This window comes from Dolichospermum heterosporum TAC447, assembly GCF_024584745.1.
Taxonomy (GTDB): domain Bacteria; phylum Cyanobacteriota; class Cyanobacteriia; order Cyanobacteriales; family Nostocaceae; genus Dolichospermum; species Dolichospermum heterosporum.
Genome location: NZ_CP099464.1, coordinates 4,649,999 through 4,666,317, shown reverse-complemented (window position 1 = coordinate 4,666,317; position 16,319 = coordinate 4,649,999). Strand labels below are relative to the sequence as shown.

Below are 16,319 nucleotides of genomic sequence, written 5' to 3'. Positions count from 1 at the left end.
TATGAATATCACAGATTTATTTAACGTTGCCAATCTTTTTGTTTTGCCTTTTTGGGCTTTAATGATTTTATTGCCTAACTGGAATATCACCCGCAAGGTAATGGAATCTTATCTACCTTTTGTAGTTTTAGCTGGTGCATATTTGTACTTATTTGTCATCAGCATTACCCCAGAAAACGCCGCAGCTTTATCAAATCCTCAATTAGCAGATATAGCCAAGTTTTTTAGTAATGAAACTGCTGCTGCTACAGGCTGGATTCACTTTTTGGTTATGGATTTATTTGTTGGTAGATGGATTTATTGGCAAGGTCAAAAAACCGGAATTTGGACAATTCACTCGATAGCTTTGTGTTTATTTGCAGGTCCTTTAGGTGTCCTTTCTCATATTTTCACCTATTGGATTACCAAGGCTTTTTCTAAAGATTCTGAAGGTGTGACAGCCACACAAAAAGCAGAAGTTTAGGAATTTATATCCCCGACTTCTCCAAGAAGTCGGGGATATGCGTATCCTAGAAACCTTGTAGAGACGATCTTAGCCCCCTCATCGCTTGCGGGGAGGGGGTTGGGGGTGGGGTTCTTGTTCCGGGTTTGATGACAATTTGCTGTCAATACAATCTATGGGGGTAATACCAATTATAATTATAGGGTGATTTATCTCACCCTATGTAATTAATATTAAGCTGCTACAGATTCTCTTTCTCTAAATTTGGCATCTAACCAACAGCGTGGTAATTTTTCCCCAGAAGGAAACACTAGTTCTTCTTTTTGATAAATGTCCGTTTCTTGTTCTTCTTGTCCTTCTTGGTCTTGGGCATGGACAATTTTACTAGTGGGGTCTAATAGTTCTTGAACATCAACTATTTTCACTAAATCGCGGCTATCTTTGATTTGTAAAAACATATTGGTCAACCTCCATTATTTAAATGTGTAAATTTGCCAATGGAAAGAAAATGAAGCTTAGATTTCCCGTTGATATTTTTCGACAATATCTACTAAGGTAACTTGACATTGTAAGGGCAACAAATTAATTAAAGATATTTCATTTCTGCCACCGCCAACTTTAACAGTAATAGATTCTAAAGCAGCAATGACTTTTTCTTCATTAACAGCCTTAGCAGTAATTAAAGGATACAATTTTTCAGCAACAATATGGTGCAACTTGGCATCAGCTAAATAAAGATGCCATTTTGCAATATCTATATAAACACTTTCACCAATTTCGGCGGCTAGGGTTTCTAGTAATTCTGTGGTATTAGTTTTAGCCACAAATATAACCTCATTGTTAGTAATATAGGGATGTCTGATTTCATTTCACATTATTACGCAATTAGCTAGACTTTAGCTACTACCACAGGTAAGAATTCCCTAGCTAGATTTTCTCTCTTTAGGTAGATTTCGGTGGAGTTTGGTCGTAATTAGCGATCGCACCAATGTAAATTAGATGCAGCAGCAATACTCCTACCCAACCAATTGTTACCCCAGGAAGCCATTCCCAGGCAGTAGTTTTCAAAATGTGGAAAAACCACAACCCAGAATTGACAGTTGCACAAATACCGACATGAACAGCGAAATTCATGCGATCATCTAGTTTACGGAAATCTGGATCTTTGCGATCTGGTTTGCGAGGCCAACGGGGAGGCATAAATATAAATGTTCGTGACAGCAGTTAACGCACCTTATTTATTGTAAGGTGTTTGGGGTTGACTTGCTCAGATCCGCAAATAATTTCACCCATCTGGGGATAAGATAATATTGATGGTGTTCCCCAGATGGTAATATAGGCTATAAACTCTGCACAGTTGACTCTGCATAGCTAGTGGGGGCAAATTCGCTGCCTCTGGCACTAGGTACTAAAGTCCAACCTGCTTTCAAGAGTTTTTGATAAGTGGCCCAACCCTTAGAACCGCGAGGGATGCGATAGTCTGGAACTGAAAATTGCGGAAAAGCTGTGTAAGGTCGCCAAGGTTGTCCAGGTGCAGTTTGCAGGTGTAAGATCTTTTCATCATCGCCGCTAGACTTAGATAACCAGCACATTTGTCGAAGCATAATGAACTCCTTGATGGTTTAGCTGAAATATCACAAGGACGCTGACTGCGGATATTTAGTGGTGTGGGAAACTGTTATCAAAGTGTTTTTCATTCCCAATCTAAAATTCCGAATTAGTATGACATATTTTGATCATGTCATACTGCTACCAAATTCCGATGAAGCTACATAAAATCAGATTTCTAGAATCATTGACCGCAGATAAACGCAGATAAACGCGGATAAGGACGGATGAATTCATGGATTCGATGATTCTGTGCAGTCTCAGATAAAGTTGGTATGAATTGTGATAGAGTTGTTTTGACCTTAAATATAAGGTGATAAAGATTATTTTTGTCGGGTGAATTATTTAGGAAGGCAAACTCCTGTAGGTTGCTGTTTATTGAAGATGGCAAGAGGCAAAAGAAATGGTTTTTTGATTCTTGATGTTTCTTACTATGTGAATATTTTTATCATGTTATCCACTGTTGCCAGAATCGGATGTATCCATAGTTACGATTTTGTAAAAATTATTAAAATTTTATGAATCAGGAGAGTTAGAAGGGTTGGAATGCTTGTCAAATCAGCAATTAACGGATTTGAGTTTGTGGTAAAATGATTAACTATCACCGTTATGATTTAAGATAGCTATGTATTTATTTTTCTATTGATATAGATAAGCGCAGATCATGAATAAACCAGTTATTTGGATCAATGGAGACTGTCTGAGTCCCCACAACCCTGCACTCCAAGAATATCCCCAAGCCCCAGCCCTTTGGGTTTGGGATGATGCTTTAATTGCAGAATGGCAAATTAGCCTCAAACGCCTGACTTTCATTTATGAATGTTTGCTAGAATTACCTGTAGAAATTCGCCGGGGAAATATAGCAGAACAAGTTTTAGCTTTTGCGAAGGAACATAATACTAATTTAGTTATAACTACAGATAGTCCTAGTCCCAGGTTTGATGATATTTGTGATCAAATAGAAAAGTCTGTAAAGTTGGAAGTTTTTGCTGTAGAACCGTTTTTTGAATATGATGGATATATTGATTTAAAGCGGTTTTCCCGTTATTGGAAAGTAGCAGAAAAATATGTTTTTGAATAAGAAAATAAATGTAATTTACAGCAATTTATAAAATGACAACTAAACTTACTGATGTTCAAAATCTCCTCTCAGATTTAATTTCCCGTTATTCTTCCCGGGTGGATTATTTGATGATTCGCTTAGAAGAGGCTGAGGGAACGGATATTGTCTTGCGTGGTGATAGGGTGGAAACTCTCAGCGAGGGAATTTCTATTGGTGGTCATGTTCGCACTTGTTATAAAGGTGGTTGGGGATTAAGTAGTTTTAATAAACTAGCAACCATTGAAGAGCGCATAGAAGAGGCGATCGCCGCAGCCCGGATAGTGGGTGATGAGGAAACTATACTTGCAGCCATTGATCCCGTACAAGCCGTATGTAAATTACCTCTGTTGGGTACTGATCCCCGTCAGGTTTCGCTAAAGCAGAAAAAGCAATTATGCGATCGCTATACTGACTTACTTAAAACAGTTGATCATCGAATTACTACCACCTCAGTTCATTATAGTGACAGTACCCAAAGAGTAATTATTATCACATCCGAAGGAACTTTCATTGATCAATCTTGGGTAGATATGGAAATGCGCTTTGCAGCCACAGCCAGGAATGGGGAAACTGTCCAAACTGGCAGAGAAACCACTGGTTCTCGCAAAGCCTACGAAGATCTAACTAATTTAGACACACAAGTTAAAGGTGCAGCAGAAAGAGCGGTTACGTCTTTATCTTTACCATCTGTTAAGGGTAATACTTACACCGTAGTTATTGATCCCATTCTCAGCGGTTTATTTGTGCATGAAGCTTTTGGACATCTTTCTGAAGCAGATATGGCTTATGAAAACCCTGATATTCTGGAAGTCATGACTCTAGGACGACGTTTCGGACCCGAAGAACTGCAAATATTTGATGGTGCTGCACCCCAAGGACATCGCGGTAGTTATTTTTACGACGATGAAGGTACACCAGCGACGACTACCCAGTTAATTGAAGATGGTGTATTAGTTGGTAGACTGCATTCTCGTGAAACTGCTGGGAAATTAGCAGAAAAACCCACAGGAAATGCCCGTTGTCTGAATTATCACTATTCCCCTATTGTGAGAATGACAAATACCTGGATTGAACGGGGGAGAACCCCAGTTGCGGATTTATTTACGGGGATTAAAGAAGGTGTTTTTGCCCAAAATTGGCTAGGAGGAATGACGAACGGGGAAATGTTCACTTTCAGCGCTGGGGAAGCTTGGATGATTAGAAATGGCAAAATTGCTGAACCTGTAAAGGATGTGACTCTTTCCGGTAACGTTTTCCAAACCCTCGCAGATATTGAAGCCATTGGTGATGATTTTTACTGGGATGAATCCGGTGGTTGTGGTAAAGGTGGACAAAATGGTTTACCCGTCGGTTGCGGTGGTCCGAGTTTACGGATTCGGGATGTTGTCGTGGGAGGAGAAAGTGGAGAATAGTTCTTCCTTATCAAGATTTAGTATAACATATTTTTTGGCGCGAGTCAATAGCTTCAACCCATAAAACGCGAAAAATTATCATTCATTTTAGATACCCGACTCCTTGGAGAAGTCGAGTATTTTATTTTTGGTGACTTATGGGAGATGTTTAGGAAGAAAGAATCAAATTTAGCACATTTAATTCATGAGAATTTAATAGGTACTTTTCTGTAAATATTTTGTTTCTGATTTCTTCTAAGCTATAACTTCTAAATACCACAAAGGGAAATTCTTTGTAATTATGACCAATTGGTAAAACATTACCAACGGGATATAATAAACGAATGTAGGTAGATAAAATATCCCGAAAAAGTTGATCTTCCGGTTCTTGGGGTTCATTTTCAAAATATTCTTTCATTGCTTCCCCACTAATAAACGCAAATAATGGTAAAGCGTAATATTGATCATTGTGTTGACTACTTTGTTCGAGTTTTTGGGTTTTCTTGACATCATCTTTGAGATTTTTCACTAATTCTATAGCATCTTGAATAGCAGATCGTAAATTTTCTGGATAATAAGATTTGCGGCGGGTAATTTCGTGCATATTTTTCCACAGTTCTTCATTAGCGTAAGTTGCTATATCAGCTAGTCGCATTTGATAAGTTTCTTCTAATTTATTATTAGCAATAGGTACTACCAGCAAACCACCACTAATATAACCAGGTTCAAGTTTTCCAAAATCTAGTAACTTATCTAAAGTATGAGAAATTTCTGAAAATTTGTTGTTAAAACACTTTTGTAGTCCTAAATAATTAGACTCAGTTGTACTTTGAATGACAAAATCTGCTCGTCCGAGGAGATTTTCTAAATTTGTATAAACTTGTTTTAGCAATATATCGCTTTTATTGTGTTGATATTCTGTTTTTAATTGACGAATCAGGTTGACCATTTGAGCAGAAAATGTTTCTCCAGCAGCAAAAACAGATTTTCCACCGATAGGAATCAGCATAAAATTATCTCGACCTATACGACTATAACCAAAAATCCGGGTCATGATAGAACCTTTTAAAATCAATAATATATTTAATAGACTCAGCGCACTTTCTTGTAAAGATATTTCTGCATCATCTTGATAATACACTGCTCGTTCTGCTAAGTAAAAAATTAGTTCTTTTTCTTGACTATCTATATGCTGATTTCCCCGACCCCTGTAAATAACTTGAATTATTTCCATAAGGTTTTTTTCAATTTCAAATTTAGGAATTTCTACTAAAATGTGTTTAGCTTTAGGAAAAGATAACCCCCGACTACCGCAAGCAGTCATAAAAATGACTTTGACATTTTCCTGAAATTTATGAATTTCTTTCTTTTCGTTCTCAGAAATATTTGCGTGTATTTCTAAATAATCTGTACATTTTTCAAACTTCCCCCAGTTTCGCTTAATTTTATCAATTAATTCTGCTAATTTACGCTTGTTTTGAATATAAACAATTATTTGTTCAACATCTGACCGTTGAAGGAGAGATTCAATATCTTTTAAAATCTCAGTTTGTAACCCAGATTCTAAATTATATTGTTGCTTTAATCCCCCTTCTTCCCTAAATCTACAAGATTCAACTAATACTTGATAACTAATAGATAAACTGCTTGCTGGGTAGGAGTTAGTATTAATAACAGTTGATTCTAAACCTTTAAATATTAATGGTTGAATAGAAAGAGGTTGAGCCGTATCTACAGCGCGACGGAAATATATTTTATCTGGTTCTGGGGAGGTATCAGATAGGTGTTGAATAATCACGTTTTTATCAACAATAGAAGCATCAGCAACAATTACTTTAGTATTAAAACCATGTTGAGAATCCATTAATTGATACTTTTCTATTATTTGATGAATTCCATTTAAAAACTCCACACCTCCATCATCACCTGTAATTTCATCTATCATGATAAATAGGTGTTTAATTCTCCCAGATATTTCTTGCATTTTTTGCGGTAAAACTTTACCATCTGAGGTATTATAAGCATTTCTAAATATCTTATTAAAATGCTTTAATGTATTACCAGCATCAGTCATTTTCAAGGATTGAATAGAAGCAGTTGCGATAATATTATTTGATATTTTTTGTTCTACAATTGTGGAAATAGCTTCGCAAATGCTATTGAGAACACCCTGCTTTTTTTGTCCCACATCTTGAATTACATCTTCCTTAGTTCGCTGAAATCTGTCCGAACGTCTGGCTTTTTGTTCAATATCTCTACTATCGAGAAAGTCAACAGACTTTTCAATAAATTTACCCTGACGCTGGTTAGATGTGTATTGAACTGTGTAACGACCAAAATTATTTGTAATTAAGTTGCTGTTAGTATTTATAGCCAATAATTTGTCATGAGATAATTTTCCGGTATTTTTATCTTTGAATTTTTCGATAATATCCAAATTAACTTGTTTGCGAGGACTAACATAAAAGAAAAGAAAACCTTCATTTATATGTGCTTTCAAAAAATCAACAATTGCGGTAGTTTTACCAATTCCCGGATTTCCCGTTAAAAATATGTAAGTTGATTGAGAAACTAAGGCTTTTTTAATTAATTCAGCATGAGCATCTCTTAATGTTATACTTCCAGTTAAACCCAAATCATTCATTAATTCTGAAGGAACTGTTCCCACAGAATTGATAAATCCCGTAATTTTCTCTGTGTGACGAGGTAAAAGGGTAATTTTATCAGCAGGAATTTCTAAAAGAGAATCAACAAACTCCTTACCACGTTCAAAACTCCGGTAAGCACTGCTTTTAATTTTATTTAAAACTTGTTTACGTGCTTGGGGAATTTCTTGGGGACTGGAATCATGCTTGTAAATCTGATAACAGGTTTTTAAGATATCGACATTTTCTCGTTGAATGGATATTGTGCTAATTCCGCGATCGCTATATCCTATAGAATTGAAAACTACATTTGCTGTATCTGGGAGAATAGTGGTTTTTTGGAGAAATTCATAGAAGCTATGGAGATAACAAGCAGCTTGAATTGATTTGGTACTTTCTTTGTCTCTATATTTGAAAGCAGTAAAGTATGTCTTTAAACTTTCCGAAAATTCTAAACCTAAAGATTCAGTATCAATTCTCAGATTAGAAAAAATACTTTTTGACCGTAAATAACTAATATCTCGCAGCAATAACCGACGGATAATTTCTATATAATCAATATTTTCAACATCTTGATGAGAATTAATAGAAAATACTGATAAATCAACACAAATAACTCGATACTCTTTTCGATGACGTAATAAAATTAAAGTATCTGCATTCAGAAATTCACCTTTTCTCTGATAATTTGTAATATATTGAGGGATGTTATCTAAGTTATCAAATTGAGATAAGACTTCACCAAACCATTGAAAATTATCTTTGGTGTCATAAGTACCAATACTATTATCACCATTAAACCGACATTGATAATATAAGATTTCTACATTTTTTAACTTGTGTGGTTTATCCCAACCAGTAGACTTGATGTATTCTCGCAAGAAATTAAAGCCACTTAAAAACCCCTTTTGAATAAAGAAGACACTCCAGGTTTTAGCCATTTCTCTTTCTACAGTGCTGATAACTTTATCAATAACTCGCTGTTGAATTTTAGATAACTTTAGTGGCTGTAGTTCCTGACGATATAAATCACCAAATTTGTGCTGAATTTTCTGTTCTTCAATATAAGCAAGAACCCCAATATTAAAACCTACTTCAAACAAACGTCCCAAATCTTCAGCTATTTTTGATTTCATGTTAATTTTTAGATAATTTTTGTGTTAACCTTTGCTTTACTTTGCATTTAATACTTTTCTCACAAGAGTTAAAAATGCTAAAGAGTTAAATTCACCTTTTCCTTTAAAATGATTAAGTAAAGAAAGTTTACCAACGGATTTATCTCCAATTAAATTGTCGTAAGGATCTAATTTAATGTGGATTTGTTTTTCAGCTTTTTGGTAGCGGGAGAAGTGAAATAAAGTTAAATATTCCAAAATATCATCTTTCAACGAACCATCAAAAATAAGTCCTTTATGGATATCTTCATCGTCAAGAATTCCTTTATAACTATTTAACAGCGTCGCATAGGAAATAACACCTCTATAATATCTTTCTTCCTCTTTACCTACTTTCATTCCATTAAATAAGTTGAAAAATACAACAGATTTCTTGCTAGGATCTTCGAGTAAATTTGTTAGTTGTACTGTGTCTTGAATATATAAAGAACTGGCTGCGATATCCTCTAATCTCACCGCATAGTATTTATCAAAAAACATGGGATAGATTTTGAGATCATGATATTCAGATTTTAACCCTCTAATTACATCTTTTGACATAAAGAAAAGTCCATCATTTTCTTCTGTTTGTGTCATGTGTAATGTGCTGGTATAAGGTGCTTTAGCAATATAAACAATGTGCTTGTATCCCCATTTGTAAAGTTCAGTGACTTTGTCAATAATCACACTAGGATTTGTAAACATTTCTTGGTTATCACAGTTATCAGAAAAAGTTGTCGGTAACTGGAATTTAATTTCCCCATTTTTCATGTTTACACAGATGATTTCTCCCATTAAGTTGGAGATTTTTGCAGAACCACCCCACTGACTATCACTTTCACGACTGGAGACAATAATAATAGCTAGTTTGTCTAATTGGGGAGATTTTGAAGACCCATTAAAAGTGAATTTTTTTGGTAAAACAGAGTACAAAGAACTCATGGTATTAGGAATTTTATGCGTCAAATTTCTGATGTCAATTCCCTGTTCATTCGCACGATGAGTTTCGTTAAATAAATGAGATAAAACAGCAGATAAAGAAACTATAAATTTTTCTATTGGTGCATCATCATCTTTTGTATTTAGATGTAATCTGAGAATGGGAATAAATAATCTTTTCTGCTTCTCTAATAAAAGTTCAAGACAAATATAAGCAAGCAAACCGTAAGTAAATTTATAAACAAAAGCTTGAGGAGGTTCTAGTTTTTTATCTTCTAAACGATAGGGAAATAATAAAAGTTGTCGAGTTTTGAAGTGTTGACTATAAATACTTAAACATCTCGGATCATCTAAAGGTGCAAAAATTACTGGTAATGCACGGATAGCATTTAAATCATATTCCATGTTAAAGGTTTCTTGATCTTCTGTAGCAAAAAAGTGAATGTCGTTGATAGTAACTTTAGCTGGTAGGGTACAAAGGGAATTTGTTTCTGTATTTGGTTTTCCCAAAGATATGTATTTGAGAACTTCCTTATAATTTTTTCTGACAACAGGTTTAAACAATGTATTGTTATTAAAAATATTTTGGGTATCTTCTTCAAGAATGCCATTTTTTACAGAAATATGTACAGGGTACTCTCTTGTAGGAAAGGAAGTTTTCCGCTTGAGGAGATTTTGCAATACACCTTTGAGACGATTGATTTTAAATTGAATATTAAATTCTTGTAAGTATTTATAAATATTCCGAAGCAGTTGTTCTTTTGCTGTTTCGTCAGAACCCTGTAATTTCTGAATTACCTTTTTCTCGAAAGCTTCTAAAGGATCATATTTTAATTCATCGTTGAGAACATAATTATTACTTTTGGGATTATGAGGAGACGCAAATAAGAAGTAGTATAGAAACGCTATTTCTAAGACTTTTTTGGGAAATGATTCTCTTTTTAAAGGATCTGCAAGTGCGTCTTTATGTTCTTGACTATCTGGATTCAGGATATTAAGACGATCATCAAAAACGCTTTTACTACTATTAGTATGAACTTTACCATCAAACTTCAATTTGAGTCCAAATACAAATTGAATTTCTCCCCGATTTTCATCTTTTGTTTCTCCCAAAAAACCTTCGACTATGGGAATAATTGGTAGCTTATCAAATGCTTCACCACGAGAAAAGGCATCTTTGTAATTAACGGAAACCCCTGCATAGTTGACGAGGTAATCACCATCAGCTTTGTTGCTATCGTTGATGTATGTTTCTATAAGTCTGAGTCTTCTAATCAAATCTTCTAAATAGATAGCACCAGCGGCATTTAAATTGCTAGTCTTAGTGTTAATATTTTCTAGTAGAAACTCTAAATAATTTATCTGGGCTTGTTTTTTGAGTTTTCCTAATGTTTCCTTATTGACAACATCCCGCAATCGGAAAATATCGGAATTTTTATCTTTTTCTAAATCCTCAAGAATATATTCCAAGTCTTGTTTTTCTTCAGCATTTGCACCCGCAAATTTCACCCGAATATGATGTTCTAAACCCTTTCGCAATTCTGCCTCAAAATCATGGGTTTTCTGGACAGAAATAGTCAATTTATGAACTTTTAGCAGTTCTCTGTTTTCAGGATTCTTTTTATTAAAAGTTAACCGTTGTTTTTGTAAATTATCATAAGGAGGAAAAGTATAGGTAAAGTCTAATTTAGATGTTGTTCCTTTGAATGTCTGTAAATCTGTAATTAATTTACTCACAAACTCTTCTATTGATTCACTATTTCCTAATGATGATGTTAATAATTTCTTGACACAATCTTTAATTGCATGAATTTGAGTCCGAAAATTTTGTTCAGAACCTGGACTAATATTTACAGTAGCAGAACGGACGCTGTTTCCAGATGCCCCCAAGGGATTTTCTACCTGCAAATTAGCAACTTCAGTTGCTACCTGATCAATATTGATTCGTAACCGATTATTATCATCAGAAAGTTTAAATATTTGTTGATTTGGTTTCTGTAAAACTAATAAAATTTTCGCTAATAAATCAGTATAATCTACATTGGTTAAGTCTGAATTTATTGTTATTTTGTTCATTTGCACCCTTAATTATTGTTTTTAAATTTACACTTAATAAATAATAAGGCTTTGCGTTTTGACAAGTCAAGATAAAATCAGAATAAAAATCCCCGACTCCACTCAGAAGCCGGGTATCTAAGTAATTGGACAAAAATATTTACGTTTAGCACTGCTCATTGGTGTCAACTTAAGCTCAAATCCCTACCACATCTAGTTCCTAGTCTCTGACTAGGAATGCAGTTGATGAGGCTCTGCCTCTAATATTATTGAAGGCAGAGCCTTCTAGAATTCATTCCCAGTCAGAGCAGGGGAATGAGATGACTTGAGTTCTTTGCGGGATAGAGGTTTTACGTTAAGTTGACACCAATGAAGCTCTTGCTTTACCCCTACGTTTAGAATCAAACAATCAAGCCGTTTTGAGTATACCAGTAAGCCAATTACCAATTACCTAGATAAAGCAACTTGAGTTACTACACCAAAGCCGCTACCTTCCCCAACAAACCCTGAAACAAGCGCAGACCATCGCTATTACCTAACGCGGAATCTGCTGCTCGTTCTGGATGTGGCATCATGCCCAAAACATTGCCTTGAAGATTACAAATCCCGGCAATGTTGTTGAGTGAACCGTTGGGATTTTCTTGATAACGAAATAAAACTTGTCCGTTGGCTTCGATTTCTGCTAAAGTAGTTTCGTCACTGTAGAATCTCCCCTCTCCGTGTGCGATGGGTAAAATGATGATTTCCCCTTCAAAATAACCTTGAGTCCAATGTAAATTATTACGCTCAACTTTCAAGGGAGAGCGATCGCAGATAAAATGCAAATCCTGATTTCTCGCCAATGCCCCAGGTAATAAACCAGCCTCAGTTAATACCTGAAACCCGTTACAAATACCGATGACAAATTTACCTTGTTGTGCATGGTTGATAACTTGCTGCATCACAGGAGAAAAGCGAGCGATCGCCCCACATCGTAAATAATCCCCATAACTAAAGCCACCGGGGACAATTACCACATCTATATCACTAATATCCGTCTCTTGATGCCAAATCATCCGCGTTGGTTGTCCTAGCAAATCTCTAGTCACATAAGCAACATCACGATCGCAATTAGAACCTGGAAAAACTAAAATACCGAATTTCATAATTAGTTAGTTGTCAGTTGTCATTGGTCATTGGTCATTGGGGAATGGGTAAGAGGTAGGGGAGAAGAATTAATTTTCCTGATTACCTATTACCCATTAGCAGTTTCAAAATACGCCAGTTTGTGATTCTACCTCAATCAAGTCAAAGCGGTAATTTTCGATGACCGGATTAGATAACATTTGGTCACAGATTTGATTTAAGTCTCGACGCGCTTTCATTTCATCAGGTGCGGTAATGGTTAACTCAATGTACTTACCAATTCTCACCTGTTCCACATTGTCGTATCCCATTTGTTTGAGGCCAGATTGTACAGCCACACCAGCAGGATCTAAAACTGAAGTTCTCAGAGTCACGAAAATTTTAGCTAAATATTTTATTTGCACAGGCTTTTTGCTGAATGCTGCGATCGCTATCCTATAACTTTTCTGGTCTAACTGAGTGAAAATATAATCAGGAGTAGAAGTAATTCATGAATTACCTCTACATAAATACAAATTTAACAACGATTTATGAGAGCCATACATACCCGTAGTCAAGAACGGATTCTAAACCTGTTACAAAATCTTAAACAAGGCATTTCTGCTCAAGAAATTTACGTAGAACTACGTAATCTCAACCAAAGCATGGGTTTAGCAACAGTTTATCGTTCCTTGGATGCTCTCAAATTAGAAGGCTTAGTGCAAGTGCGAACTTTAGCAAATGGTGAAGCCCTTTATAGTTTAATACAACAGGACAAGCATCATCTAACTTGCCTACAATGTGGCATTTCCATTCCTATTGATCAATGTCCTGTCCATGAACTGGAAAACCAATTACAAACCAGTCATCAATTTAAAGTGTTTTATCACACTCTAGAATTTTTTGGACTATGTACAAAATGTCAAGCTAGTAGTTCGTCAAATTTATTTTGACGGGTAATGATCGGAAAAAACTTCTGTTCTTCCCTCCCCTACCCCCGGTGCCTCTCTTCTCCCCCTGCTTGCCTTCACCCGTCATTTTCGGGTTGACAGACTACTAGTCACCGAGTCAGGAGTCAGAAAGAAGGAGTCAGAAAGAAGGAATAAAAGAAAGAAGAAGAAATTATTTAATTAGTGGGAAAGAGAGGTTTGGGATTAGGAGCATTATCTGAAACAATAGAACGAATACCTTCCAAAGTAGCTGGAATAGTGCGAGGGTCCATAAACATCACCTTGCTGCTATCGCTTTTACCAATAGTAGTCCCCATATCCAAATAATTTAAGGCTAACAGCACATCTAGTGCTTTTTGAGCATCAGGGTTAGCCTTAATCCTCTCAGCAATAATTTCTGCCGATTCAGCGATCGCTTGCGCCTTTAAAACCTGTTGTTGGCGTTCTGCTTGCGCCCTGAGAACGATTGATTTCTGTTCAGCTTCTGCTTGCATAATTACGGATTTTTGCCTAGCTTCCGCGTCCAAAAGTTGGGCATCTGCCTTACCTCTAGCGCTATTCACAGCCGATTCCCTATCACCTTCCGAAGTTAAAATAGATGCGCGTTTGCGTCGTTCCGCTGACATTTGCAATTCCATTGCTTCCCGTACCGCTTGAGAAGGAATAATATCCCTCAACTCCACCCGCGTCACCTTTACACCCCAAGGATCAGTAGAAATATCTAAATCCTGTAATAACAATTCATTAATTTGAGTCCGAGCGGTAAAAGTTTGATCTAACTCCAATTGTCCCATTTCCGAACGAATTTGAGTCAACACCAAATTTACCATAGCCGATTGCAGATCCTCCACAAGGGGATTGCGGGAAGGCTGGGAGCCGCGTCTCTTTAGAGCGCGGGGGAAAGCCTACCCGTGCGGTTTTAACCGCTGCCAATATTCTCAACCATGATGCGGGTCATTAATATATCTTTCTATTGTGTCGGCGGCAACACTCCCCGCAGTTGAAAAGAAATAGCTACTAGTCCAAAGTGACGGTAGCTTTTTTAATTCTGGAAACTCTTTTCTTAGATAATTAGATGAGCGTCCTTTAAATGCTTTAACTACCTGAAATATTGCATCGGTTGGATGAATCTCTACAAATAAATGAATATGACCTGGCGCAACTTCTAACGCACGAATATTCCAGTCTTTTTCAATAGCTAATGCCGAAAATATCTCAAAAATCCTATCTCTGATTTTCCCAACAAGTACCTTCTTTCGGCGTTTAGGTATCCAGACTAGATGAATCACGCTCAACCCGACAGCGTGATTATAATGCCGATATTCATAAGAACTTTTTTTCATAGATTTTAGCTATTGACTTCCTTTTAATTGGAGATTAACATAGTTATATCATCAATCACATCAACAAAATAAACCTGTGCAAATACGCTGGAGATTCAAGCTACAACCGAATATTGGGCAACAAGCCTTAATGTCTGAGTGGCTTGTTACTTTGCGGAAACACAGAAATTATTGCTTGGCAGAACGTCAGCGCGGTTTTGAGACTAATAACCAGAAATCAGATGAGTCCGTGATGTACTATTATGGTGCATTCTCAGACTTAGATAGTCGAATTGAATATGGTTCTTATTGCCCTTTGACCTGCCCTATTGTTAAACATGGCATCATGTATGCTGAGTTAACAAAAAATAGCAAAAAGCATGGTTTAATCTGGGGTAACGCGACTGATATTCAAAGTAAAAGAACAACTGAATTACGTTCTGAGTCTGAATGGTATAGCCGAATTAATTCAGATGTTTTACAAGGCAATTTAGCTAAATTAGATATTGCTTATAACGGATTTTTTCAACACAAAAGGGGTTTCCCTGCGTTTCGTAAAGCAGCTAACTTTAAAACTTTTCAATTCAAGCCAGGACAAGTAAAATTAACTGTTAATCGTGAATCTAATCAGCCAAAATGCTATTCCCATGCCTACTTTCCTGGACTGGGGACTATGCGCTATTTTGATAGTCGTACTATTCCAGTAGATGCTGACATTAGAACGGTAACAGTAATTCAAGAAGCTGATGGCTGGTACATGAGTGTATTGCTCAACTTGCCTGAATCTTTACCTGAAGTTACAGGAATTGAAACCGTTAAGTCGGCAGTAGGTATTGATGTAGGAATTAATAAATTAATTTCTTTGTCTGATGGTTCGTTTATTGAAAATCCTCATCTGGCAACTAATAAGAAAATTCGCCGTCAATTAAGAATTAGACAGCGCCGAGTTAATCGTAAAGTCAAGGGTTCTAACAATCGCAAAAAAGCTGGGAAAATAGTTGCCAAGCTACATAAAAAAATTGCAGATAAGCGAAATGATCATCAATGGAAAGCAGCTAATAAAGTTGTTAACACCGCTGAGGCAATTGTCCAAGAGCATCTAAATGTTAAGGCTATGAAGTCCCGCTGCAAACCCAAAAGGCAGCAAGGACGATTTATGGCTAATGGTCAATCTGCAAAACGTGGATTAAATCGCTCTATTTCTGATGCCAGTTGGGGCGAATTATTTTCTAAGATTGCTTGGCTGGCATTGAAGTCTGGTAAGCCAGTATTATCCGTTCATCCTAAATTTACTTCTCAAGAATGTTCGGCTTGTCATCATATTAGTAAAGCTAATAGAGATGGCGAAAAGTTCATTTGTGAACATTGTGGTCATATTGACCATGCTGATACTCAGGCTTCTCGGACAATTTTACGAAGAGCTAATTTAAAATTTGTCAGCAAAGACATTAAAAACCTACCGGGGGACTCTCGGAAAGTTACGCTTGTCAGAGATGATTCTGCCAGTAATGGCAAACAGGATCAGGGCAAGAACCGTACATCTAAGGTAATACCTGAAAAGCGGATATTATTCGAGCAGTTGTCTTGACAATTATTCGATTAAGAAT

General features: G+C 36.3%; 14 protein-coding genes and 1 pseudogene. 5 read left to right on the top strand and 10 right to left on the bottom strand.

The genetic code is table 11. The annotated features are described in order from the left end of the window. The first annotated feature begins 1 nt into the window (after position 1). Complete coding sequence (locus NG743_RS21155) at positions 2-463, top strand: ABA4-like family protein (protein WP_027401945.1); 462 nt, start codon at positions 2-4, stop codon at positions 461-463. A 212-nt stretch (positions 464-675) separates the two neighbouring features. Here NG743_RS21155 and NG743_RS21150 read toward each other — a convergent pair whose 3' ends face one another. The 4 genes from NG743_RS21150 to NG743_RS21135 form a co-directional block, all read right to left on the bottom strand. Beyond that, the gene (locus NG743_RS21150) at positions 676-900 is read right to left on the bottom strand and encodes a hypothetical protein (protein WP_027401946.1); all 225 of its coding nucleotides are present in this window, start codon (positions 898-900) and stop codon (positions 676-678) included. 57 nt (positions 901-957) lie between these two features. Then, positions 958-1,266, bottom strand: a complete 309-nt coding sequence (locus NG743_RS21145) for a DUF3181 family protein (protein WP_027401947.1) — start codon at positions 1,264-1,266, stop codon at positions 958-960. 118 nt (positions 1,267-1,384) lie between these two features. Further along, positions 1,385-1,642 carry a hypothetical protein gene (locus NG743_RS21140; RefSeq protein WP_193962842.1) on the bottom strand — a complete coding sequence of 86 codons (258 nt, stop codon included), beginning with the start codon at positions 1,640-1,642 and terminating at the stop codon, positions 1,385-1,387. Between the two features lie 140 nt (positions 1,643-1,782). After that, positions 1,783-2,046 carry a hypothetical protein gene (locus NG743_RS21135; RefSeq protein WP_027401949.1) on the bottom strand — a complete coding sequence of 88 codons (264 nt, stop codon included), beginning with the start codon at positions 2,044-2,046 and terminating at the stop codon, positions 1,783-1,785. A gap of 668 nt (positions 2,047-2,714) precedes the next feature. Here NG743_RS21135 and NG743_RS21130 point away from each other — a divergent pair. Together NG743_RS21130 and NG743_RS21125 are read left to right on the top strand one after the other, a co-directional pair. Beyond that, positions 2,715-3,131 (top strand): hypothetical protein, encoded by a 417-nt coding sequence (locus tag NG743_RS21130; RefSeq protein ID WP_257120825.1) that lies wholly within the window; start codon positions 2,715-2,717, stop codon positions 3,129-3,131. A 32-nt stretch (positions 3,132-3,163) separates the two neighbouring features. After that, complete coding sequence (locus NG743_RS21125; RefSeq protein WP_027401951.1) at positions 3,164-4,564, top strand: TldD/PmbA family protein; 1,401 nt, start codon at positions 3,164-3,166, stop codon at positions 4,562-4,564. Between the two features lie 148 nt (positions 4,565-4,712). Here the strand turns inward: NG743_RS21125 and NG743_RS21120 are convergent, their stop codons facing one another. The 4 genes from NG743_RS21120 to purS form a co-directional block, all read right to left on the bottom strand. After that, positions 4,713-8,324 (bottom strand): helicase-related protein, encoded by a 3,612-nt coding sequence (locus tag NG743_RS21120; protein ID WP_257120824.1) that lies wholly within the window; start codon positions 8,322-8,324, stop codon positions 4,713-4,715. Between the two features lie 36 nt (positions 8,325-8,360). Next, a complete protein-coding gene (locus NG743_RS21115) occupies positions 8,361-11,357 on the bottom strand; it encodes a hypothetical protein (RefSeq protein ID WP_257120823.1) in 2,997 nt (998 codons plus the stop codon). 452 nt (positions 11,358-11,809) lie between these two features. Next, positions 11,810-12,481: a phosphoribosylformylglycinamidine synthase subunit PurQ gene (gene purQ, locus NG743_RS21110; RefSeq protein ID WP_027401954.1), complete on the bottom strand. Its 672-nt coding sequence runs from the start codon at positions 12,479-12,481 to the stop codon at positions 11,810-11,812. 105 nt (positions 12,482-12,586) lie between these two features. Next, entirely contained in the window at positions 12,587-12,865 is a 279-nt protein-coding gene (purS, locus tag NG743_RS21105) for a phosphoribosylformylglycinamidine synthase subunit PurS (RefSeq protein WP_027401955.1), read from the bottom strand. Positions 12,866-12,991: 126 nt separating this feature from the next. Here purS and NG743_RS21100 point away from each other — a divergent pair, with 126 nt between their 5' ends. Continuing rightward, a complete protein-coding gene (locus NG743_RS21100; RefSeq protein WP_027401956.1) occupies positions 12,992-13,393 on the top strand; it encodes a Fur family transcriptional regulator in 402 nt (133 codons plus the stop codon). 173 nt (positions 13,394-13,566) lie between these two features. On the opposite strand, the pseudogene NG743_RS21095 reads toward NG743_RS21100, so the two are convergent. Further along, positions 13,567-14,241, bottom strand: a pseudogene (locus NG743_RS21095) (SPFH domain-containing protein); the annotation flags it as partial. A gap of 87 nt (positions 14,242-14,328) precedes the next feature. Continuing rightward, on the bottom strand, positions 14,329-14,733 hold the full coding sequence (gene tnpA / locus NG743_RS21090) for an IS200/IS605 family transposase (protein WP_257120822.1): 405 nt from the start codon (positions 14,731-14,733) through the stop codon (positions 14,329-14,331). Positions 14,734-14,863: 130 nt separating this feature from the next. On the opposite strand from tnpA, the gene NG743_RS21085 reads away from it, so the two are divergent. Next, a complete protein-coding gene (locus NG743_RS21085; protein ID WP_257120821.1) occupies positions 14,864-16,300 on the top strand; it encodes an RNA-guided endonuclease InsQ/TnpB family protein in 1,437 nt (478 codons plus the stop codon). The last annotated feature ends 19 nt before the right edge of the window (positions 16,301-16,319 follow it).